This window comes from Acinetobacter sp. CAU_H_56 (assembly GCF_058599425.1).
Window position 1 is genome coordinate 2,862,780 of the sequence record NZ_CM178654.1, and the last position, 24,270, is coordinate 2,887,049.

Sequence of the window (24,270 nt, forward strand, 5' to 3'; positions counted from 1 at the left end):
CAATCAATAACCGAGTTGGGGTGCTACCTCGATCTTAGGTTTAAGTCCTTCAAATGGCAACGGTGCCCCCATAATTGCGGCAATTTTCATAGCAGAAGTCACAGCAGATTCTAGAATTGGCAAACCATCCGATGACCATGAACCGCAATAGAACACTTTACGGTTCATTTCCAGATGGCGATGCTGTAATTCTTTATTGAGAGCGATAGTATTGGCATCCACTACCGCACGGGTCAAGGTCACTGAGGAAATCACTTTTTTCGGATCGATCTCAGTCACAGGACGCCAGGTCTGGAATACCGGTGATTTACCCACCAGACTCGGTTCAACCGCATTCAGCCAAACCGTAAATTGCTGACGGGTAAACTTGCGATCCATCATATAGCTGAGTACAGCCCAGTCCTTACGCTTTGGAGGCATCACGCTGCTATCACGGTGAATGACCAATTCGCCCTGTTCGAATTTGAATTTCTTTAACAGCTCGATATCGCGTCCAAACTGCTCATGATCCAGGAATTCATCAATATGATTGGTTGGTGTCGCCACCACGACGCGATCAAAGGTTTTCGACAGACCAGCTGCATTTTCTACCAGTACTTTGTCGCTCTGCTCTTTTACCGAAACGATCGGCGCACCACTTTCAATGTGAATGCCTTCAATCAGCTTGTCTACCAAAGCCGGAGTACCGCCCTGCATACGTAATAAGGCATCACCATCCGTTAGCTGACGCAGGAAAATCAATAAAGGTTTGGCTGGCCATTCACCAATGGTTTTTGGATTACAGGTACAGATGGTATACAGCACCGGCATCACCGCACCATGCCAGAACACTTCTTCAATCTCATTGCGATTGATAAATTCTGCCAGGCTGATGTCCTGATTTTTGGATTTAAAGAATTTTGCCAAGGCTGTTTTGAGTTGCAGCAAACCTTTAACCAGACGCCAGCCATATTGCTGGATGCCTTTGCGGTTATTGATAATCGGAATATTGCCAATCTTGCTACGTGATGTGGTTAGCCAGGTTTCTACCCGGTCTTCAAACAGCCAGCTACAGGCCATATAAGTACGTACCGGGTAAGTTTTAATGCCCAGATGAGTCGCCAGACTTAAGGTATTTTTCCACAGATAAGGATTCATCACACGTAAAGGTGCGTCAATGAGGCCTCCTTCAAATTCGAGACTATGACTGTCCATGCCGCGACCCTGAAGCGCTTCAAAAATAGTAATGCGATGTCCTGCGTCCTGAAGAATTCTGGCAGTAGCCAGTCCAGCCATGCCACTACCAATTACTGCGATATCCAATCTGATCATCCGTCATTGAAAAACTAAAAGAAATTATGAACCATGCTTTCGGCAAATAGGTTATTAAAATCTTCCAGAATACTTTTTTTTCGTAAGTCTGAGTTAACGTAACTTTACAAATAAATTACATTTTTTGAATAGCAAAAAACGTCTTTATATAGAGCGAATTAAACCGCCATTATATTTAAATATTTAAAAATAAATCTTTAAAAAACAAATGATTTAATTAACCGATTTTTTAATCATCGGTTTACAAAGGCTGCGAAATACCCTATAATATGCAGCACAAGAAAGAGATAAATTCATAGAGATAAACAAAATGAATTTATCCCAGAAACTCGTAAAAACGACAAGAAATTCCAGCGCATTAGAAAAAAAAGCCTCTGCTTGTGCAGAGGCTTCTTTGTTTTAAGACCGATTGTATTATTCGGCCTGTACCGCGATTTCACCAAATTTACCCTGATTAAAATATTGAAATGCCTGAATAATTTCTTCCTTAGTATTCATCACAAATGGGCCATAACCTTGAATCGGTTCATTCAGCGGTTCACCGGTCAAAAGCAGAAATTTAGTATCCTGATCGGCTTGTAGCTGAATTTCAGGATCATCATCACGCGCAAACATGACAATAGAGCTATCCAGTACTTTTTGACTGCCATTTACCACCAGCTCACCCGCCAGTACAACCAGCAAAGCATTATGTCCGAGAGGTACATCTAAGGTTGTTTCATACTCTGTTTTTAGCTCGCCGTCCCAGACATTTACCGGACTAAAGGTATGCGCAGGGCCATAATGACCTCCGAATTCTCCGGCAATCACCCGAATATGTCCTGCACCTTCATCCATTTCAATCCGTGGAATCTCAGCTGCAGTAATGGCCTGATAACGTGGCGCGGTCATTTTGTCTTTGGCTGGCAAGTTGACCCAGAGTTGAACCATTTCAAACAGACCGCCCTTTTGGGCAAAGTCTGGAGAATGAAATTCTTCATGCACCACTCCGGCACCTGCTGTCATCCACTGTACATCACCAGTCTGAATCGTACCGCCACCGCCACTGGAGTCCTGGTGGGTCACTGCCCCCTGATAAGCCAAGGTTACAGTTTCAAAACCACGATGCGGATGTGAACCTACACCATGCTGCTCAGTGGTTGGCGCAAAGTGATACGGCGCTGCATAATCCAGCAATAAAAATGGGCTAATGGCCTGCCCCAAACGGTCATAGGAAAACAGGTTTTTGACCGGGAAGCCATCACCGACCCAATGCATGTTTTGATTATGGTAAACACCAATGACTTTTTTCATCTTTTACTCCTATATGCAATAGGATGAACATGCAGCTATTTTAAGCTTTATCAGCAGTCATCAGTACCGTACTTCTAGAATGCAGTATTTCAAATATAAGACGATTCGACTCTTAGATTTCTGTGTAGCTACTTATAACTTTAGCGTTGCTCATAAGACGTTAATTTAAGTAGTCATGAGCAGTAGACAATAAAAAACCCAGCGCTGAGGGCTGGGTTTTTTTAAACTCGATAAAGTGTTACCGAATTAGATTTTACCGACCAGGTCAATTGAAGGAGCAAGAGTCGCTTCACCTTCTTTCCATTTTGCAGGACATACTTCACCTGGATGAGCATGTACATATTGAGCCGCTTTTACTTTACGAAGCAGTTCTTGCGCGTCACGACCGATACCACCCGCGTTGATTTCAACGATCTGGATTTTACCGTCTGGATCGATCACGAAAGTACCACGATCCGCCAGACCATCAGCTTCAATCAGTACTTCAAAGTTTTTCGCCAAAGTCCAGGTTGGATCGCCAATCATTGGATACTGGATTTTACCAATCACGTCAGACGTGTCATGCCAAGCTTTGTGCGTGAAGTGTGTGTCGGTAGATACTGAGTAGATTTCTACGCCCAGTTTCTGGAATTCAGCATACTGATCAGCAAGATCGCCTAATTCTGTTGGACAAACAAATGTGAAGTCAGCAGGATAGAAGAATACTACAGACCATTTGCCTTTCATGTCCTGCTCAGACACTTCAATAAATTGGCCATTATGGTAAGCAGTTGCGTTGAATGGCTTAACTTCAGTATTGATTAAACTCATAAGTCTATTCCTATCTATTCGTGAAAGTGTGTGTTCATTTGATGTAGTTAAGAATACGCAAAAACTACCAATAGGTAAAACCGTAACTTTTCATAAAAACTATCGGTTTTTTAGATTTATAATTCCTTTTATTTTTATCTTTCTGATTTGTTTAATCGATTTTGGTGGATTCACTTTCTTGAAAATGCTGTATAGATTGCCAAGCCGATTTTGCTAAGGCTGCTGCATAGTGTTTGGGAGAGGCGTGGACTCGACTAGATAACCAGCTCCGGCAATAACTTTCAGTGGGTCCAATAATCAGTGACATCAGCAGTTCCAAGGGAACAGCTTGTAATTGACTGATATCTGCCTGCTGAGCCAGCCATTGCTTTAATTCCTGATTGCGCTGCTGATTCGACTGCTGTAACTCCTTTTTGAAGTCACTGCTTTGAACTGTATGATGCGCAGCATAAAGAAAGCGGGCAAAATCAGGATACGCTACGACCCAATCGATATAACTCTGAATCACCGCCTGTATGCCTTGTTCAATACCCTGAACTTGTGACAAAGCCTGCAAACGCTGCTCCGACTGATCTGTGAGCGCTGCAATATACAGTGCTGCAATGATCCCCTCCTTGTTTTTAAAATGATGGTAGATCGCCCCGATACTGGTATCGGCCTGATCACGGATCATTTCAATCGTAGTCGCAGCAATGCCTGTACGCAGAAACTCTGTCAATGCGCATTCTAGAATCTGACGTTTGAGTAAAGCCCTTCTTCCCTTAAAAATCCTTTCCAGCAATTCTATGTTTTGCATCTTTAATATTTAAATCCTCTCTATTTTTAAAAGCAGGCTGGCAGCCTGATGTCTGGTTTTTGTCAGATGCGCCAATACAGAATAATATTCTGTATGAGAATATTATTCTGATTAAAAATAATATACAGGAAGTTATAGATGAGCCAAGCCCTAAAAATCTGGAACAGCTTAGAAAATAAGCCAGTCGGTAAATATCTTTTTTCTAAATTACTTTGTCTAAAAGCACCTTATTTCGGCAGTATTTCTCCACTGTTTGAAGATTTAAAGCCTGGATATTGCGCAGTGAGCATCAAGAAACATCGTGCCGTGCTGAATCATTTAGGCACTGTACACGCGATTGCCATGTGCAATATGGCTGAACTGGCAGGCGGCACCATGACCGATGCAACCGTTCCAAAGACCCATCGCTGGATTCCCAAGGGTATGCAGGTCGAATATGTCAAAAAAGCCACCACTGACCTAGTTGCAATTGCGACACCTGCTGAGCCTAACTTTATATGGAATGAAGGCAGCGATTATCTGGTCAATGTAGAAATTAAAGATACTACAGAAGAAGTTGTGTTTCGGGCGGTGATCACCATGTGGGTGTCCGTGAAAAAATAGAAGAACCCAGATATGAAAAACCCGCCAAATGGCGGGTTTTGATGATGGTTTACCTTTCTAATGTCGGGATTAAAACGGAAGATCATCATCCAGATCGGCTGCAGGTGCTGCTACTGGAGCAGGTGCAGACTTCGGCGCATAACCACCCTGGTTATTTTGGTTATTGTTGCCATAACCACTGCCCTGATTATTGTTAAAACCGCCTTGCTGAGGCGCTGAGCCATAACCACCTTGAGGATTATTGCCATAACCGCCACCCTGGTTATTGTTATTAAAACGTGGCTGGTTAAAACCATTATCGCCCTGCTCGCCTTGTGGACGACCAGAATCCAGCATTTGCATTTGCTCACCACGGATTTCCGTTGTGTAGCGTTCTTGACCGCTTTGATCTGTCCATTGACGGGTACGTAATGAACCTTCGATATAAACTTTAGAACCTTTGCGCAGATATTGCTGTGCAATTTCACCTAAACGGTTATGCAGCACAATACGATGCCATTCGGTTTGCTCTTTACGTTCGCCCGTATTTTTATCAGTCCATGAATCGCTGGTTGCGATAGAGAATTGAGTGAGAGAACCACCATTTGGGAAAGTTTTGGTCTCAGGATCTCGACCTAAAGTACCAACTAAAATGACCTTATTAACACCACGCATCAGACGTACACTTCCTATTTATTTCTATATTTTACTTTATAAGAGTTATGTTTAAATGGCTACCTCTTTACCTAACAAGTGCGTTAATTGTTGTCGCGAAACATCATCAACCTGCTGTTTATCGACCTTGACAAAGGCGACTTGCTGTTCAGACATGACCACAACCTCTTCAATACCACGAATCGCCAAAAGTTGAGAAGTCCATTCATCTGTTTGTTTACTCTCTGGCAGACGAAGCACGAGCGATGAAAGATAGCGTGGTTGAGCCAACCCAAAACTCATGAGCAGCCAAATTATAGCAATTGCCGATAAAATACTCCAACCGAGCGAAGTGTTGTTGAGTAACAACAATTGTCCACCGATAATCCCGCCAAAAAACGCGCCCAGAAACTGACTACTGGCATTCACGCCCATCGCAGTGGCTTTAGATTGAATCGGGGCTGCTTTGGACAACCATGAGGGCAATAAGGCTTCCATGACGTTAAAGGCAATAAAGAATAAACCTAATCCACCGATCAGCACATATTTGGATTCAAAGCCAAAAATCATGATCAACAGACCCAGAATAATCCCGCCAATCGCTGTCAGGAAAATACTGCGCATCTTGCGATATTTCTCTGCCAGTACAATGCTCGGGAAGGCAAAAAACAGACTGACGACCAGCAGCGGCAGATAGACCCAACCATGGCTCGATAATGGCAGTTCAGCAACTTCAATCAGTTGCGATGGCACATAAATAAACATGGCTGTGAGCAGCAAATGCAGGGTAAATACTGAAATATGCAGACGGTTCAGATCCCCCATTTTCAGGACCTGTTTTAGCTGCTCCAGATAGCCCTGCTGAAAATTTTTATGATGACGGGTAACTTTAGGGACCATCAACAACATCGCAATCGCAGCCAAGCCCATTACGGTGGTCACCCAGAACAGACCGGAAATGCCGACCAGTCCTGTCACCCATGGCCCCATGGTAAAGGCCACCACAAAGGACAGGCCGATACTCATGCCCATCACCGCCATGGCTTTCATGCGGTTTTCTTCGCGGGTCACATCGGCCAGTAAGGCCATTACCACTGCTGAAACTGCTCCACCACCCGCAATCGCACGACCGATGATCACGCCATAAATGGTGTCAGACATTGCAGCAATCGCACCACCTAGAGCGAATAGCAACAAGCCCAAAACCACCAGTGGCTTACGGCTATAGCGGTCTGCAATCAGGCTAAACGGAATCTGTAAAATGGCCTGTGTCAGGCCATAAATACCCACCGCCAGACCAATCAGTGCCGGCGTAGCATATTCATATGACTGCCCTGCTACCGAGAATACAGGGATGATCATAAACAACCCCAGCATGCGCAGTGCGAAAATACTGCTCAGGGCAAAGGTCGAGCGACGTTCTAAGGCATTCATCATAAAGTCTGGCGATCGAGTTAGTTAATCTTGATGCGTAGATTATAGGCCATTCCGCTCAAAGGAATGCATGAATTTTATTTGAAATAAAGATGAGGACTATCTGAAAATTGACATCCTCCCCCAGCTAAAGCAAGGGGATTCCTACTGCTAGACGCTCATGCCCGAGCGCAAGAATATTCAGTGCGGAATTTACATCCCGATCCCATGAGCTACCACACTCACCACACTGCCACTCTCTTATTCCTAAACCTGCTCTACCTTTCGGACTACTGGAGCGTGAGCCACAGCACGAACAAGTTTGGGTGGTATAGGCTTCATTGACTTCTTCATACCATACCCCTGCGTTCTCGCATTTATACTTGAGCATGGTTCTTAGTGTTGTCCAACTGGCATCTAACACAGACTTGGCTAGTTTGGTTTGCGCTAATGCTTTGGCATTCACATTGCCAACGAAGATTGCTGCATGTTCTTTTACTAGTTTATGGCTGAATTGATGCAGCATGTTTTGTCTTACATTTTTAATCTTGGCGTGAATTGCTTTCACTCGTTTTTTATTTTTTGCACGTTGAGCAATACCAAGTTTTTGTTCATATTTCCGATAGATTTGAGGGGCTTTAAGTTTTACACCATCTGAACAAGTGGCTAAATCTTTTAAACCTAAATCTATGCCAATTGAGGTTTTAGCGGTGGTTTTCTCTGTTTTAGCATTGTCAACTACAAGACATACATACCAACGGCCTCGGCTATCTTCAACGAATGAGCCTGTTTTAACCCTGTATTGACTTAAACCGTAACTATCCCATAACTTGAATTGGTGTTTACCATATTGAACACAGCCATCAGCATATTTGATTGCAACCTTTTTAAACGGTATCCAACCTAGTGAACGTCTAGCTGATTTTTTATTACTGACACGCCATTTTAGTTTTGCTTTTTTGAACTGCTTGCGTCTTGTGACCAATTCTTCTGTCACTGCCTGAATAGTTTGACTGTGCAAGTTGCATTCTTTCGATGTGCCTTTCGTGTATTTTGCAATATCGTATGCTGAAAAGAATTGTTGTTTTTTTTGAAGATGTTTAAAACACAAATCATTGACATAATTCCAAACAAAATTTACTTCGGATGCTAACTGATTTAGCACCTTGCAATGTTTGTCTTTTATGCGTAATTTGAGTGTCTTCATCCAATTATTTTAACAGTATTTTTCTTAATAGTGACTATAGTACAAGTATTTAAAACGACATTTCGTGTCGTTCATGTGGTTTACTCCAGTCGCTTATATCCTCGTGCTGAACCACGAGGTTTTACGCTCCAATGGATAAAAAAGCGTAGCCGGAGCTACGCTTCTGTTCAGCGATCACAGGACTATTTGCCTGCTTTTAATAACTGACGCTTGGTATATTGGATTGAAGCAATGACTGCCCAGATAATGAAAGCCACACCGATTAGACCAGTTACCACTTCAGGGATATGTACACCGGTACTGCTTGCCAGCATGATAAATGCCAGAGCACCAATCGCATAGTGTGCGCCATGTTCCAGATAGATATAAGCATCCAGCGTGCCTTTATCGACCAGATAAATGGTCATCGAACGCACAAACATCGCACCGATAGCCAGGCCTAACATGATGATTACCACGTCAGATGTAATCGCAAAGGCCCCAATTACCCCGTCGAAACTGAAAGATGCATCGAGTACTTCTAGGTAAAGGAAACCACCAAAGCCGGCTTTTACCACGCCAGTTGGCACACCTTCAGCATCATGACGAACGGCGTTACCCTCTTCGTCTACTTCCGGTTCCCCGCCCAGCATATGGCTTAGGACCTGTACCCCGATATAAATCACGATCCCCCAGATCCCAGCCAGAATAACATCCAGACGTTTCGCTTCTTCAACCTGGAAATCCATGATTAATAAGGCAATCAGGGTAATAAAGACTGACATCGCCGGAACGTTCGCCAGATGCGCCAGACGGCGTTCCAGCATGCGGAACCAGTGGGTGTCTTTTTCTTCATCCAGGAAGAAGTTTAGGAATACCAGCATCAGGAAGGCACCACCAAAGGCAGAAATTTCGGCATGATGTGCCATCAGTTTGGCCGAATATTCTTTTGGTGCATTTAAGGCGAGCTGCACCACTTCCATAAAGCCCATATCCGCAGTCACGGCCACAATGACCACAGGGAAAATCAGGCGCATCCCGAAAACTGCAACCAGAATCCCGACTGTCAGGAAAATCATTTTCCAGAAATGATCCCAACCGCGCAGGACGGATGCATTGACAACCGCGTTATCAAACGACAACGACACTTCCATAATCGCCAGAATAGCGGTAATGGTCAGTGCTGTGAACATGGTTTGCAGGCCCGCTTCCGGACCATGGGTAAATCCCCAATAAGCAGACAAACCAAGGCACACGATCGAAAATACGATTGAGAAACCAAAATGTTTCAACATATATATCGACCTTAGATAAATTTCATTAAATGCATTTCTTTAAACGTAGAGAAATACTAAGACTAAAAGTTGTCCCAATTATGAAACTTTTGCCGCATAAACCAAAGCACTTCCTGAACCATTTTTAGGTATTTTCTGCTTTTCAGATTTGCTGATCTTTTAAACAGATTCATCTTTGCTATAGTGCTGGATATTTTGACTTCAACTGCTAAGGATTTCAGTATGAGTTTCTCTCAAGACGTATGGCAACGTAATCTCGGACTTTATCAAAAGACACTGGCGTTGCCTTTTAACCAGCAGCTGGCGCAGGGAACATTAAGCCGTGAAGCCTTTAGTCATTATGTGATTCAGGATGCGCATTATCTGCTGGCCTATGGTCGTGCACTGGCAGTCTGTGCAGCCAAAGCTTTTGAAGCAGATGACGTGATCCAGTTTAGTGAAGCCGCTAAAACTGCCATTGTGGTCGAACGTAGTTTGCATGATGGCTTTATGCAGGATTTTGGCATCAGCAAAACCCAATTTGAAAATACACCTTTGACTCTGGCCTGCCATCACTACACCTCTTATTTACAGGCAACGGCCTGGGCAGAAAGTTATCCGGTGGTTCTGGCTGCCCTCTTGCCATGTTTCTGGATCTATGCAGAAGTGGGTAAGGATATCGTCGATAAGGCGGCGCCGAATAATCCATATCAGGCCTGGATTGATACCTATGCCGGGGAAGATTTTCATACAGCGGTACGCAATGTAATTGCTACTGTAGATCGGGTGGCAGCGCGGGTCGATGCCGATACTCTAGAAAAAATGCATCAGGCCTATACCCATGCAGCACGTCTGGAATGGCTGTTCTGGGACAGTGCTTATGAACAACGCCAATGGCCGGGTCTGGATAATTAATTTTAGTTTCTATTGACTGAGTCCTGTTTAATACAGGGCTTTTTTATTTTTAATCCGAACCATAAATGATGGAAAGTGAAGCTAATTTTATTGCAGTTATAAATCATGAAATTTCATCCATTAGATGTTTGGAAAAGAGCAAATCTACTCCACGTTTTCCCCCAGTTGCTTTAGTACTGATCTTTTGACCAATATCCGACACAACTTGACGTTTAAAATACTTTTATTTGCACTTGAACATTTTTCATTCGGTATCATATAAAGGTTTTTGATGAATTTTCTAGGATCATTGCATGAGCCAAAGTCACATCCGTATTCGAGGTGCACGTACCCATAACCTGAAAAATGTGAACCTTGATATTCCACGCGACAAGTTTGTGGTGATTACGGGACTGTCTGGTTCAGGTAAGTCCTCATTGGCATTCGATACGTTATATGCGGAAGGTCAACGCCGTTATGTAGAATCTTTGTCTGCCTATGCGCGTCAATTCCTTTCGCAAATGGAAAAGCCGGAAGTTGATTCGATTGAGGGCTTAAGCCCGGCCATTGCTATCGAACAGAAGTCGACCAGTCATAACCCGCGTTCGACTGTAGGTACCATTACCGAAATCTATGACTATTTACGTCTGCTCTATGCACGTGTAGGCACACCTTACTGTCCGGAACACGATCTGCCTATGGTGGCACAGACCGTAACTGAAATGGTCGATGCGGTTAAAGAACTGGAAGAAGGCACTGCGCTGTTATTGTTAGCGCCTGTCGTGCGTGAACGTAAGGGTGAGTACACAGCGTTATTTGAGCAACTGCAAAGCCAAGGCTTTGTACGTGCGCGTGTTGATGGCGAGATCATGGAAATTGATCCACCACCCGAGCTGGACAAAAAGAAAAAACATACCATTGAAGTGGTAGTTGACCGCTTTAAGGTACGTAATGATCTCGGTAACCGGATTGCAGAAAGTTTTGAGACTGCGCTGCGTCTCGGTGGAGATATTGCGATCCTGTCCTGGATGAAAGGCGAAAATGATGATCGCGTATTTTCTGCCAAACACTCCTGTCCGGAATGTGACCGCGCTGTGGCAGAACTGGAGCCACGCCTGTTTTCATTTAACAATCCCTTTGGCGCCTGCCCGGTCTGTGATGGTTTGGGTACCCGTAGCCATTTCAGTGCGGACAAACTGATTCCCAATCAGGAAGTCAGCATCAGCCAAGGTGCGATTCGTGGCTGGGATCGTCAGCGTCCGTATTATTATGGCATGCTGCAAAAAGTAGCCGAGCATTTTGGTTTTTCTCTAGAAACGCCTTGGAATGAACTGGATGCCAATACCAAGAAGAAATTCCTTTACGGTACCGGCAAAGAAAAAATTGACCTGAGCTATATTGATGAACGTGGTCGCCGTCATAACCGGGTGATGCCATTTGAAGGTATCTTGCCGCATCTGGAACGCCGTTACCGCGAAACCGAAAGTAATTATGTGCGTGATGATCTGGCGCAGTATCTCTCTAATGCTGCCTGTGATGCTTGTGATGGTTCACGTCTGAATGAAATCTCGCGTAATGTGAAAATTCTGGACAAGACCATTGCCGACGTTACCCGCATGTCGATTGGTGATGCCGAGAGCTATTATCAGGGGATTAATCTGGAAGGTGCTCGCGGTGAAATTGCGGACAAGATTTTCAAGGAAATCCGTGAACGTCTGCACTTCCTGGTATCTGTCGGTCTGAACTATTTGAGTCTGTCCCGTTCTGCCGAAACCTTGTCTGGTGGTGAAGCACAGCGTATCCGTCTGGCCTCACAAATTGGTGCTGGCCTCATGGGTGTGATGTATGTGCTGGATGAACCTTCAATTGGTCTGCATCAGCGTGATAATGATCGTCTGTTACAAACCCTGATTCGTCTGCGTGACCTCGGTAATACTGTTTTAGTGGTCGAACATGATGAAGATGCCATTCGTGCAGCAGACCATATTATTGATATTGGTCCGGGTGCCGGTGTGCATGGTGGCCATGTTATTGCAGAAGGAACTTATCAGGAACTCGCTGAAAATAAAGACTCCCTGACCGGTAAATATCTGTCTGGTAAATTGAAAATTGAAGTGCCGAAAAAACGGGTTCAGCCACCGAAACCGGAAGAACAGATCAAATTGATGGGTGCTGCCGGGCATAACCTGAAGAAAGTCGATCTGACCATTCCATTGGGAATCATGACTTGTGTCACCGGTGTTTCAGGTTCTGGTAAATCTACTTTGATTAACCGGACTCTGTTGCCACTGGCAGCGACTCAGCTGAATGGTGCAACCACGCTGACTGCCGAGAAGTTTGATTCGATTGATGGTCTGCAATTTCTGGATAAAGTGGTGGATATTGACCAGAGCCCGATTGGACGTACGCCACGTTCGAACCCAGCGACTTATACCGGTTTGTTTACTCCAATTCGCGAACTGTTTTCACAGACTCAGGAAGCTAAAGCTCGTGGTTATACGGCTGGCCGTTTCTCGTTTAACGTGAAAGGCGGACGTTGTGAAGCCTGTGAAGGTGATGGCATGATCAAGGTGGCAATGCACTTCCTGCCGGATATGTATGTGCCGTGTGATGCCTGTCATGGCAAGCGTTATAATCGTGAAACGCTGGAAGTGAACTATAAAGGTAAGAATATTTCCGATGTATTGCAGATGACCGTTGAAGATGCCATGCATTTCTTTGATGCGATTCCAGTGATTCATCGTCGTCTGGAAACCTTGCATCAGGTCGGTCTGGGTTATATCCGTTTGGGTCAGTCAGCGACGACCCTTTCTGGTGGTGAAGCACAACGGGTAAAACTGGCACGTGAGCTGGCCAAACGGGATACCGGCAAAACCCTGTATGTGCTGGATGAGCCAACCACTGGTCTGCATTTCCATGATATTGCCAAGTTGCTGGACATCCTGCATGAGCTACGCAATAAAGGGAATACCATTGTGGTGATTGAACATAACCTGGATGTGATCAAGACTGCAGACTGGGTAGTAGACCTTGGCCCTGAAGGTGGTGCGGGTGGCGGTATGATTATCGCGGAAGGCACTCCTGAAGATGTCGTAAAGGTCAAAGCTTCACATACAGGGAAATTCTTAAAGCCGTTATTGAAGTAATTTATCCCCCCAACCCTCCTTTGAAAAAGGAGGGAGTGCCCCATTGCTGTCCCACAATTTTTCACAAGAGGAAGCTCAAATGAGCTTCCTCTTGTTTTATGGGTATTTTATCGGGTGAAAATAAAGCTTTTAAAGTTCTTCTTTCAAACAAATTCACTTGAATTATTCTGAGTAAACGTTGAACTGTCCAACCTGTTTTTCCTAAATGTTGAGCGAAACTCACCAATAAATAGGCGATCATCGCAATCCAGATTTGTGTCTGAATTGCGTTCCTGCTGCGGCCTAGAAACGCTTTTAATTTGAGATTCTGCTTAATCGCCTTAAAGAACAGCTCAACTTTCCAACGATCTTTATAAATCGCCGCAATGGTGGAGGCGGCTAAATGAAAGTTATTGCTGAGAAAGCTAAAGTGCTTGCCACTTTGCTGATCTCTATATTCAATTCTTCTTAACACTGGGGCTTTTCTTTTTAGGGCATGTGCGCTATTCAGCTGAATGGTTTCATCTTTTAGAATACCTTTGGATTCAAGCACTGGATGTTGCTGGATCACCTGATACACAGATTTAGGCCTAAAACGTGTGACAAATCCAATGTTTTGAGCAGTCAGATTTGCATACCATTGGTAATCGACATAGCCTTTATCAAAAACTACAATGCTGCCAGCAGGAAACTGGAATTTGCGGCCTTGTACCATGTCATTTTCTTTGCCATTTTCAACTGCAACAAACTCAGGAATATCATTGCTGTGATTCAATCCTATACTGAGTTTCATGCTGGCTTTTGAGTCGTGAACTTTGGCCCATTCACATAAGGAAAGCGACAGGTCAATATGACTGGCATCCAAGGAATACAAGGGATTCTTAAAGCGAAATTTATGAGCGACTTTTGAGTGGTCATAGTATTTAAGCAACTTGTAAAATAGCTGTTGATACAAGGCAGCAGGCTGCTGCTCATTGATTCGTGCCAGCGTGCTTCGGGGAATAGACTTTGCTCCGAGATGACTTAGCTTTTCCTGTTGGCACTCCAAATTGGATTGAATATCTCTCAGACTTTGCCTACAAGAGAATTGAGACATCAATATGGCAATAAACTGATCCCACCGGGAAGCTGCTCTAAATTTCTGTCCAACATGGTGTACTTTAGCAAGTTGTTCAAAATCCTGTCGCACAACAGGTTTAATTAGCTCATGAAATACGGTATTCTGATGTGACAAAACCTGAATCCTGGTCGTTAAAGTGTTTGTTTGCACTCATATTTTAACTGTTAGGACTCAGGTTTTTTTATTTAAAGCAAACTATGGGACAGCAGTGGGGAGTGCCCCTCTTTTAAAAAGAGGGGGCTTTTATTTTTGACTATGCGATTGAGCGAATATTTTCAGCCAATTGTGCCAGCGCTTGATCATCCGCCCTTCGAGCATCATGTGATGAAATATAGCCCTCATAAGCATCAAAATACTTATCGACCGAAGAATTAATTGGTTGCCATTTTTCATGGGTATTTTTAGTCTGATGCATTGGAAATAGCTTGGCATGCACATGATCGACACCAAATCCCTCAAACACCATTCCTGTTCGGCCAACGTCATCAAAATAACGATCCAATTTTAGGGCTACCTGCTTGGTATATAGGATCAGATTTGTCAGCACCTGGTCACTCAGTTCAAAGGCATAGCTGGAATAATGCTGTTTTGGAATCACTACACTCGCGCCCAATGTATTGGGAAATATAGTAAGAAACGCCATAAAATCATCATTTTCATCGATTAAATGACATGGCAATTCCCCTTTTACCATTTGACAGAAAATACAATTTTTACTCATTTTAAGATCCCCTAAATTTTTATATTTTTTAAAAACTTCAATGAAATTTACTTTATTTTTTAACAATATAAATTATAAAATTATGACTCTTCAGACTGTTTAGCTTAAAAAATTCAGTTAAGTGGTTTAAACCTCAGCCACCACATTACGTCCTTTGGCTTTGGCCTTAAATAACGCCTCATCGGCCTGTTCCAGTAACGCAATCCACGACTCTGCGCCAATCGCCACCCCAATACTCACCGATACATGAATATCTTCATCAGCTGAGGTCAGAATAGAATGCTCAGCGACTTCAGTCCGGATTTTATTCGCTAGCATGAAAGCATGCTGCATCTCGATATTTTCAATCAGGACCAGAAATTCGTCTCCGCCATAGCGAACCAGCAGATCCGAAGCACGGACATTGGCTTTTAAGCGTTCTGCAACCAGCTGAATGACCTGATCACCAATAATATGCCCATATTGATCATTGACCTGTTTAAAATGATCAATATCAATAATCATCAGGCAGGTTCGCTTAAACTGGGTCGGATGCGTTTCCATAAAACGGATATATTCATCGAGCGCAAAACGGTTAGCCAGTCCGGTCAGGGAATCGGAATGGGCAATATTTTTCAGTCGAAATTCTAATGCTTCACGCTCTTGCAGCGTATGCTGCAGTTTTTGAATTGCTGTAAATAAGGATTCAGTAGGCCGGTCTGTTTTTAGTTTTGATGGTGCTTGCTTCCGTTCAGACCCAGTGGACAAATCAAATAAAATTTTACGTGCGCGAATTAAAGGAATAAAGATGCGTTTACGCGCAAAAATCATGGTCAAAATTGCCGTAATCAGGGAAATTCCAGATAAGGCCACTGTCCAAATCAAATGATTCAGACTGTGGCGCATTTCCTTAATAGCCACATCTTTGGTGTATTGCAGTAAATAGCTCTGCAAATCAATCACTGTTGTAAATTTATCTACAATGGCTTCAGTCAGCTGGGTTCCAGTTAAATAGTAAGGACGCTGCTGCCGACTATCTTCAATCAGTCGCTCCACAATCGGTAAACCTTGCTGGATAAATTCAGTGCCGACCCGTTGATGTAGACGAATAAATTCATCGGTTTTGTCCTGAACAGGCTGTAGCGTATCAATGATATCCCAGAGATAACGTACCTGATGCTGGACCTGTAAGGAACGGGTAATGTTTTGCTCCGGAATCTGGGTTCCAAATGTCACATGAGCCATAACATTTGATGCTACCCGACCCGATTGATCCCTAAGATCAGATAAAAACAGGATTTCACTCATGTAATTATCCAAACGTGCAGATGGAGTAGCAGAAGCAATCACTACTCCTTTCAGAATTTCACGGCTGCTCTCCCAGGCACTAAACATGGCGAGAATGGCCTGATCCATTTCCTGTGCAGTACGTTCCGGGCGAGGTATTTGAGTATAGAGATCGACCTGCTTACGCCCATATTGCAGACTAGGCTTTAACTCAGATAAAAGTTGCTGGCTTAGGTGATTAAAACCCACCTGATCGAGTGCCTGAGCCGTGATCTGCATCTGTTGATCGACTTCCTGACGGTAATCACTTAACTCCTGCTGATGTTTGGCAAATTCCTCAACCGAGCTGGACATTACTTTGTTGGCGGGTGCCCGTTCCCGGGAGATTTTATTGGCGAGATCGGTGACCTGTTGTAAGGCATCAAGCTGCTGATAGGTTTGTTTTGATTTTAAATAATGTTGACTACTATCAATAATTAAGGGAATACAAATACACAATAAACATAAAATAATGATCGACATCGACCAGTACAGATGTTTGCTGATTTTCTCAGAGCGCAAAGTATTCATCTTGATTTTTAGTCCTTCACATAGATCAAGGACTCCCCATTTAATAGTAGATAGATTATACAAATAAACGTCTGCTCATCATCAATATTTCTTCCCAATTACGTTGATTTTCAGAAGGTTTTTCTTATGTTCTTAAAGGTTTTAGCTCTTTATATTTTCAGGATTTTCTATCTGTTATCACTAAAACATAAATAGGAATGAAAATTTCATAATTTAAAATATAAGAAAATTAAAAAACTCGCTTTCTGAACTATTTACACGTGCAACAATTAGGTGCATAATGCACCGCATTAGGGCGAGTTAAATTATTCCTCAGCAGATTTTTTGATTTACCCGCAAATTTTGGCGAAAAAACCTCAATTCTTTATAGAAATTGAGGTTTTTTTTTGCAATTTTATAGAACAAGGCTATTTTTAAATTGAATTAATGCACCATTAAGGTGCATTAAAGAATCATCTTTGACGGCTTTCTATACTTGTTTTTTCATCTTCTTTTATGAAGTAATCCGTAAACTGAGATTTCCAGAAAATTTAGGTAAAAAAAAGCCCAACCTTGGGGAAAGCTGGGCCGATAAAAACAAAAATATGTGGAGAATCAGGCTAAATCACTATGAAAGTGTGAACTCTAACTTGATTTTCATATTATGTAAAATTCCCCCAAAAATGTAAAGTCGATTGCTTCAGTCAAGATTATAAAACATGCCCATCTAGCTTAAAAAACAGACATTCATTCTGAAGCTCGAGCTGATTATGCTCTAAAATTAAGCAATCCAGTCAAGACATGTTGCGCCAGACATCTTGCACTTCTTGACACATTTATGAATTAGCTCACCGATTATTAATTGTTTTAATAGATTATTAAATTAAAATTGATCGTACTAAGTGATTTAAATAATCACACAATTTCTCCTTAATTTTTAGTCAAAATCTATATTTAAATTCTAGCTTTTTGTTATACAAGAGTTTTTATCTAAAATGGCTTCCGAGCCTGATACTTAAATTTTACACAAAATTAATACAATGATTTAGCTTAAAAAAATAGCGATTTCGAATTGGATTGACTTAATAAATTGTCACAATACAATACGTTCCTGTTGTACATCTTTTGTAACAAAATGGTAAATATCATGAAAAAACTCGGTTTAGCCACTGCCTTATTATTAGCCATGACCGGTGCTCAAGCATATCAATTCGAAGTTCAAGGTCAATCAGAGTTCATCGACAACACTGTAAATGACAAAGATTTCACTGGTGCTGTTCAAGGTACTTACTACTTCAAAGATGTAGACGCTTCTAAAGGCCCTTTAGCTGAAGCTGCTTTCATCAACCAGGCATCTAACGTTTCTGCTGCTTATACATATGGCGAATATGATGTAGATGCTGATGATAGAGACCAGACTTCTCATACTTTCGGTGTGAAAGGTGAAGCTTACATCCCAACTAAAGTTGTTCCTGCTTATGCAAGCGCTTCTTATAGCCATACAATTACTGATGGTAAAGGTGGCCAAAATGATGACAATGGCGACCGTTATGCATTAGAAGTAGGTGTACTCCCTATTCCTAACTTCCTGGTAGCTGTAGGTTACACAAGCGTTGCAGACCAAACTTCTTATGACGCTTTCAATATGTTCAACAACGGCGTTGCTAAAGCTGCTCTTGAGTCTCGCACAATCGATGAAGACCAAGATGCAATCACTGCTCGTACTAAATATGTAGGCGCAATTGACGGCACTAACATGTCACTTGGCTTCGAAAGCGGCTTGGTTTATGGTGAAGATACTGCTTACAACCTAGGTACTACTTTGTACATCAACCCTAAATTAAGCGTTGGTGCATCTTATATGGAATCTAGCTACGCTAACTCTCCAGACAAAGCTTGGGGCGCAAACGTAAACTACTTCATCACTCCAGCAGTTGCTGTAGGTGCTAGTTATGTGAACTCAAACTACGAAGCAAATCTTGCTCAAAATGCTGTAGTTCGTGATACACAAACTGTAGGCTTAAATGCTAAATTCCGTTTCTAATTTCTGAATTAGTGACTGAATAAAAAAAGGACGCATCAGCGTCCTTTTTTATTGGATCAAATATTTATTCTGGAGAACGGACCAAACTTAAAAAATGCAAATGGCGTTCATATTGGTCAATGAGGTCCTGGATCAAATCTTCCTGAGTCCATTCCATCACATCATAGTTTTGTCCTCCTTCCCTTAAAAAGACTTCTGCCTGATAAGACTGCGGAGAATCTGCATCCGGCATAAAGCTCGGTGCTAAAGTTTGGGTAGCAATGACCTGATAAATGAAGTTCATTTCATTCTGATGATCGACACGTAACTCGATCCCATCTTCTAGTTTAAAGATTTTCACCTGGATGTGACGACGTTTCAGTTCAGCCTGAAAACTGTTAAAGGCTTTGCTGACCATCGTATCAATATAATCACGTACTTCATCATGCGTATGCGGATAATGCATAATTAAACCGAGTCGCTGTTGCCAGCTACGCGGGTTCTGAATGGCCCGCGGGGTAATGCGTGCAGCTTGTAGCGCATGCATTTTCGTTACATCCAGATGCAGGGCCTTAATCAGTCCCCAGCAAATCAGCAGCATAATAAATGTAAACGGCAAGGCACTCATAATCGTAGCCGACTGCAGGGCCTCTAGGCCACCCGCCAGTAACAGAATGATGGCCAATAAAGCCATTAACACGGTCCAGAACAGACGCTGCCAGGTCGGTGAATTCTCGGTTTTGGCAGTGAGATAATCCGTGACTAATGATCCAGAATCTGCAGAAGTGACAAAGAACAGGATGACCAATACCGTAGCAATAATACTGGTGACTGAATTAAATGGCAGATTACCTAAAAATTCGAACAGCGCTACAGAAGAATCACGTTGTACTGCCTCAAGCAGGTTGGTATTGGCCTCATGCATGATGCTGAATAATGCTGCATTGCCCATAAAGCCCATCCAGATCAGGGTAAATCCGGTAGGAATCAGTAGAACCCCAACAATGAACTCACGGATACTGCGGCCTTCGGATACTCGGGCAATAAACATCCCGACAAATGGCGACCAGGAAATCCACCAGGCCCAATACATAATGGTCCAGCCACCAATCCAGCCACTAGGCTGATAGGCATACAGATTAAAGGTCATACTGAACAGGTTTGCAACATACTGGCCAGAGTTTTGAATGGTGGTCTGCAGAAGATAGATGCTTGGACCGGTAACAAAAACAAAGATGAGTAGCAGTAAGGCAAGCAGCAGATTCAGTTCAGCCAGGCGTTTGATGCCCTTATCCAAACCAAAAAATACCGACATCGATGCCATTACAGTAACGGCAATAATCAAAATAACCTGAGTACTGGGTGTCTGCTCAACTCCAAACAGATAATTCAGTCCGGAGTTAATCTGGGTCACCCCAAAACCTAAAGTTGTCGCGACCCCAAATACTGTCCCTAAGGTGGCAAAAGTATCTACCCCGTCTCCGATCGGGCCATGAATCCGGTTACCGATTAATGGATATAAGGCGGAGCGAACTTTTAAAGGCAGATTATGTCGATACGCAAAATAGGCCAATGACAGACCCACAATGGTATAAATCGCCCAGGCATGCAGGCCCCAGTGGAAGAAAGTCACGCGAATAGCTTGCTGTGCGGCTAGTACAGTTTCCGGATCACCAGCAGGTGGCGTAACATAGTGCATAACCGGTTCGGCAACCCCGAAAAACATCAGACCGATCCCCATGCCTGCGGTAAACAGCATGGCAAACCAGGATGCCTGGCTGTATTTTGGCTGACTATGGTCAGGCCCGAGTTTAATTTTCCCCATATCGGACAGGGCAATATAAATCAGGACAATCAGAAAGATCGCCACGGAGAGGACATAAAACCAGCTAAATGAAGTGGTAATCCACGCATTCATTTGCTTGGTCAACAGGTCAAATGAGTCAGGTGCCAATATCACCAGTCCCAAAAAAATGGCGATAATCACCACTGTACTAATAAAGACATTCGGATTGATATTGGCAAACCAGGATGAAGGTTTGGAAGGCATAGATCCCCCATTTTTTAATAGATTGAATGCCGGGAGGCTTGAATCATTATTGATAAGTAAAAACATTCTGATCGAGAGAATTACGGTCAAAGATACGTTTTGAACCTTGCGATTTTAAAATATTCAGGAAAATAAAGCCGTTAAGTTAATGTAACCAAGCTATGCAGCTCTGTACGTTCTATTCTTCAGGCTTTCTATGCTTATGTTGTATATGAGTCTGTTTAGGAAGATGGGAAATATACTGTAAGGCAATCAGACGCGAGACAATCAGGGCCAGATACATCACCCCGACAAACATCTGGATAATGGCCAGCATCCGTGCGACCGGGCTGACCGGCATCACATCAGATAATCCTGTAGCAGACTGCACACTAAAGCTCAGAAAGAGCAGATCCAGCCATGGCTGATAAGCTTTTAAATCTGGGTCCGAAAAGCTGTAAGGTACCCATAACTGGCAAATGCTATAGAGAAAAGCAAAGCCCCAAGCTAGCAAGGTAAAGACCGCTCCCGCTGCAAACAGTTCATCCTTAGTCAGATAACGATCATGAAACATATAACGTAACAGGCCATACGCTGCACTGAAATAGGCGCTGGCTTCAAACAGGTGGGCGACGATCATGATCCAGGTATAGCGCAGCCCCAACACAATTAATGACGAAAAGAAAATAGCCCCTGCGACAAAGATGAGTCCCAGAATGGTAAACATCGGAGTCTGACGAATTACCTTGGCAATCACCAGCAAGACCATCACCCCCAGCATCCATGTACCCGCGCGATAAGACACACTGTCATAACTCAGCATCGATAGGATCAGAATCAGTAATTGTAGGCATAGTAGCCACGCAGAAGGCAGATACTTAAAATGGGTCCAGAATCGTAGCAGGGAGTGCTTCATGAGATTTGTCTTGATGTCCTGTCGAGCATCATTATTGTTATCGCTGGCTTAACATAGCATGATCTGGCTAATGGATAGAAACAGGATTGTATAAAAATCATTGAAATCTCAGTTAAAAGTGAGAGTGTTCTACTTAAGATTGACTATCCAAAAGTCCTCCTCTCCATTTGATAACTCAGGTATTTTATCGCTATAAAAAAAGCCCCCATCAGGAGGCTTTTTTTAGGACATCAGATCTTAGTGATCAGATGCACCTGAGATTCCAATACCTGTTTGTGAGCGAACAAACTGTGCATCGAAAGCTTTGCGTTCTGCCTGTGCTTTCACTGAGCGGTCTGTGATGGAGAAGAACCAGCAGCAGAAGAAAGACAACGGCATTGCAAATAATGCAGGACCATTAAATGGAACGACTGGTGTATCTGAAATTGCGAAAGTATCTACCCAAACGGCTTTAGACAGTACGATCAGTACTACTGCAGTCACCAGACCAACCACGCCACCAATCACAGCACCACGTGTGGTCAGGCCTTTCCAGAACATAGACAGTACCAGTACCGGGAAGTTGGCACATGCGGCTACCGAGAATGCCAGACCCACCATGAAGGCAACGTTTTGCTTCTCGAACAGGATTCCCAGGATCATCGCAAAGATCGCAAGACCAAGAGTCGCAATTTTAGACATGCGCAGTTCAGATTCAGGTGTAGTACGACCTTTCTTGAATACGTTTGCATACAAGTCATGTGAAATTGCTGAAGCACCTGACAAGGTCAAACCTGCAACAACTGCAAGAATGGTTGCGAATGCCACTGCAGAAATGAAGCCCATGAACAGGTCACCACCCACAGCATCTGCCAGGTGAACCGCAGCCATGTTGTTACCGCCCACCAGCTCTAGCTTGCCTGTGATTGCCATTTTCGCAATATCCAGGAACTGCGGGTTATTCGCTACATATAGAATCGCACCGAAACCGATAATGAAGGTTAACAGGTAGAAGTAACCGATAAAGCCTGTTGCAACAACCACTGATTTACGTGCTTCTTTGGCATCTTTGACCGTGAAGAAACGCATCAGGATATGTGGTAGACCTGCTGTACCAAACATCAGCGCCAGACCGAGAGAAATCGCATCGACCGGATTCGAAGCCAGGCTACCTGGACCCATGATATTGGCTGCATCAGCCAGGCTCAGGTCATGTACCTTCGAGAACACCTGAATCGATTGTTCAAACATATTGGTGAAACTGAAACCTACGCCTTTCATGACCATGAAAGCCATAAATGTCGCACCAGACAACAGCATCACGGCTTTAATAATCTGTACCCAAGTCGTTGCCAGCATGCCACCGAAGATTACGTAAGCCATCATCAACAGGCCAACAATTACCACAGCAATGTTGTAGTTCAGACCGAAGAGCAACTTGATCAACTGACCTGCACCCACCATCTGTGCGATCAGGTAGAACGCCACCACAACCAGTGAACTTAATGCAGCCAGAGTACGCACTGGTTTTTCTTCCAGACGGAACGATACTACATCAGACAGGTTGAATTTACCCAGGTTACGCAAACGTTCTGCCACCAGGAATAAAACGATTGGCCAACCCACCATAAAGCCTAGTGAGTACAGTAATCCGTCAAAACCGGACAGGAATACCATCGCGGAAATACCGAGGAAAGATGCTGCAGACATGAAGTCACCAGCAATGGCCAGACCGTTCTGGAAACCAGAAATCCCGCCGCCGGCAGTATAGAAATCATTGGTATTTGTGGTTTGTTTGGCAGCCCATTTGGTAATAAATAAGGTTGCTCCAACGAAAATCACAAACATGATAATCGCGTGCCAGTTGGTCGCTTGCTGCTCCGCAGCACCCAGATCTGGTCCAGCAAATGCCATTGCCGAGCTGAGCAAGGTCAGCGCTGCAGCAGCAAGCGCTTGATATGAAATCCCTTTCATCTTAGTGTTGCCCCTTTTCTTTTGTAATCGCTTCCACTTCCTGAATTGCTTCTCTGTTCAGCTGATCAAGTTTGTTATTGGCAATGTAGGAATACACCCAGCACAATATAAAAGACAAAATAATGATACCGATACCTAGAGGTACACCCCAGGTCGTTACACCGCCAGAAATTGAAGACAATAGAAATTCTTTGTTGTAGCCAACAAGCAACATGAAACCGACATAGACAAATAGCATGATGCCGGTTAAGGTCCAGCTCAGCGTACTTTTTCTACGTACCATTTCTTTGAATTTGGGATTCTGTAGAATTCTTTCTACTTGTGCCTCATCCATAGTTACACTCCTGTAGCCCCA

At 43.4% G+C, this 24,270-nt stretch carries 19 protein-coding genes; 4 read left to right on the forward strand and 15 right to left on the reverse strand.

The window, feature by feature from the left end:
* Positions 1-3: 3 nt before the first annotated feature.
* The 4 genes from AC4MCC_RS13555 to AC4MCC_RS13570 form a co-directional block, all read right to left on the reverse strand.
* On the reverse strand, positions 4-1,311 hold the full coding sequence (locus AC4MCC_RS13555; protein ID WP_419365791.1) for an FAD-dependent oxidoreductase: 1,308 nt from the start codon (positions 1,309-1,311) through the stop codon (positions 4-6).
* 414 nt (positions 1,312-1,725) lie between these two features.
* Positions 1,726-2,604, reverse strand: a complete 879-nt coding sequence (locus AC4MCC_RS13560; RefSeq protein ID WP_419375158.1) for a pirin family protein — start codon at positions 2,602-2,604, stop codon at positions 1,726-1,728.
* Positions 2,605-2,850: 246 nt separating this feature from the next.
* A complete protein-coding gene (gene ahpC, locus AC4MCC_RS13565) occupies positions 2,851-3,414 on the reverse strand; it encodes an alkyl hydroperoxide reductase subunit C (RefSeq protein WP_005232609.1) in 564 nt (187 codons plus the stop codon).
* A 151-nt stretch (positions 3,415-3,565) separates the two neighbouring features.
* A complete protein-coding gene (locus AC4MCC_RS13570) occupies positions 3,566-4,210 on the reverse strand; it encodes a TetR/AcrR family transcriptional regulator (RefSeq protein WP_419375157.1) in 645 nt (214 codons plus the stop codon).
* Between the two features lie 138 nt (positions 4,211-4,348).
* Here AC4MCC_RS13570 and AC4MCC_RS13575 point away from each other — a divergent pair, with 138 nt between their 5' ends.
* Positions 4,349-4,813 (forward strand): hotdog fold domain-containing protein, encoded by a 465-nt coding sequence (locus tag AC4MCC_RS13575; protein ID WP_419375156.1) that lies wholly within the window; start codon positions 4,349-4,351, stop codon positions 4,811-4,813.
* A gap of 69 nt (positions 4,814-4,882) precedes the next feature.
* On the opposite strand, the gene ssb is transcribed toward AC4MCC_RS13575, so the two are convergent.
* The 4 genes from ssb to AC4MCC_RS13595 all read right to left on the reverse strand — a co-directional run bounded on the left by ssb (position 4,883) and on the right by AC4MCC_RS13595 (position 9,340).
* Complete coding sequence (gene ssb, locus AC4MCC_RS13580) at positions 4,883-5,467, reverse strand: single-stranded DNA-binding protein (protein WP_034170220.1); 585 nt, start codon at positions 5,465-5,467, stop codon at positions 4,883-4,885.
* 51 nt (positions 5,468-5,518) lie between these two features.
* Complete coding sequence (locus tag AC4MCC_RS13585; protein WP_034170221.1) at positions 5,519-6,883, reverse strand: MFS transporter; 1,365 nt, start codon at positions 6,881-6,883, stop codon at positions 5,519-5,521.
* Between the two features lie 124 nt (positions 6,884-7,007).
* The gene (locus AC4MCC_RS13590) at positions 7,008-8,066 is read right to left on the reverse strand and encodes an RNA-guided endonuclease InsQ/TnpB family protein (RefSeq protein WP_004781556.1); all 1,059 of its coding nucleotides are present in this window, start codon (positions 8,064-8,066) and stop codon (positions 7,008-7,010) included.
* A gap of 182 nt (positions 8,067-8,248) precedes the next feature.
* Positions 8,249-9,340, reverse strand: coding sequence for a DUF475 domain-containing protein (locus AC4MCC_RS13595; protein ID WP_004781554.1), 1,092 nt, complete (start codon positions 9,338-9,340; stop codon positions 8,249-8,251).
* Between the two features lie 222 nt (positions 9,341-9,562).
* On the opposite strand from AC4MCC_RS13595, the gene tenA reads away from it, so the two are divergent.
* On the forward strand, positions 9,563-10,234 hold the full coding sequence (tenA, locus tag AC4MCC_RS13600; RefSeq protein ID WP_419365786.1) for a thiaminase II: 672 nt from the start codon (positions 9,563-9,565) through the stop codon (positions 10,232-10,234).
* Positions 10,235-10,527: 293 nt separating this feature from the next.
* The gene (uvrA, locus tag AC4MCC_RS13605) at positions 10,528-13,359 is read left to right on the forward strand and encodes an excinuclease ABC subunit UvrA (RefSeq protein WP_419365785.1); all 2,832 of its coding nucleotides are present in this window, start codon (positions 10,528-10,530) and stop codon (positions 13,357-13,359) included.
* Between the two features lie 61 nt (positions 13,360-13,420).
* On the opposite strand, the gene AC4MCC_RS13610 is transcribed toward uvrA, so the two are convergent.
* The 3 genes from AC4MCC_RS13610 to AC4MCC_RS13620 form a co-directional block, all read right to left on the reverse strand.
* Positions 13,421-14,572 (reverse strand): IS4-like element ISAbe18 family transposase, encoded by a 1,152-nt coding sequence (locus tag AC4MCC_RS13610; protein ID WP_194088144.1) that lies wholly within the window; start codon positions 14,570-14,572, stop codon positions 13,421-13,423.
* Positions 14,573-14,711: 139 nt separating this feature from the next.
* Positions 14,712-15,179: an HIT family protein gene (locus AC4MCC_RS13615; RefSeq protein WP_419374858.1), complete on the reverse strand. Its 468-nt coding sequence runs from the start codon at positions 15,177-15,179 to the stop codon at positions 14,712-14,714.
* A 126-nt stretch (positions 15,180-15,305) separates the two neighbouring features.
* Positions 15,306-17,015 carry a GGDEF domain-containing protein gene (locus tag AC4MCC_RS13620; RefSeq protein ID WP_419374859.1) on the reverse strand — a complete coding sequence of 570 codons (1,710 nt, stop codon included), beginning with the start codon at positions 17,013-17,015 and terminating at the stop codon, positions 15,306-15,308.
* Between the two features lie 1,126 nt (positions 17,016-18,141).
* Between AC4MCC_RS13620 and omp33-36 the strand changes: the two genes are divergently transcribed.
* Entirely contained in the window at positions 18,142-19,038 is an 897-nt protein-coding gene (gene omp33-36 / locus AC4MCC_RS13625) for a porin Omp33-36 (protein ID WP_005232638.1), read from the forward strand.
* A 64-nt stretch (positions 19,039-19,102) separates the two neighbouring features.
* Here omp33-36 and AC4MCC_RS13630 read toward each other — a convergent pair whose 3' ends face one another.
* From AC4MCC_RS13630 to AC4MCC_RS13645, 4 genes are all read right to left on the reverse strand, one after another.
* Positions 19,103-21,067 (reverse strand): glycine betaine transporter, encoded by a 1,965-nt coding sequence (locus AC4MCC_RS13630; RefSeq protein ID WP_491885443.1) that lies wholly within the window; start codon positions 21,065-21,067, stop codon positions 19,103-19,105.
* Positions 21,068-21,245: 178 nt separating this feature from the next.
* Positions 21,246-21,962 (reverse strand): ion channel, encoded by a 717-nt coding sequence (locus tag AC4MCC_RS13635; protein WP_491885444.1) that lies wholly within the window; start codon positions 21,960-21,962, stop codon positions 21,246-21,248.
* A gap of 237 nt (positions 21,963-22,199) precedes the next feature.
* A complete protein-coding gene (locus AC4MCC_RS13640) occupies positions 22,200-23,915 on the reverse strand; it encodes a cation acetate symporter (RefSeq protein ID WP_491885445.1) in 1,716 nt (571 codons plus the stop codon).
* A gap of 1 nt (position 23,916) precedes the next feature.
* Complete coding sequence (locus tag AC4MCC_RS13645; protein ID WP_004781535.1) at positions 23,917-24,249, reverse strand: DUF485 domain-containing protein; 333 nt, start codon at positions 24,247-24,249, stop codon at positions 23,917-23,919.
* Between the last annotated feature and the right edge of the window lie 21 nt (positions 24,250-24,270).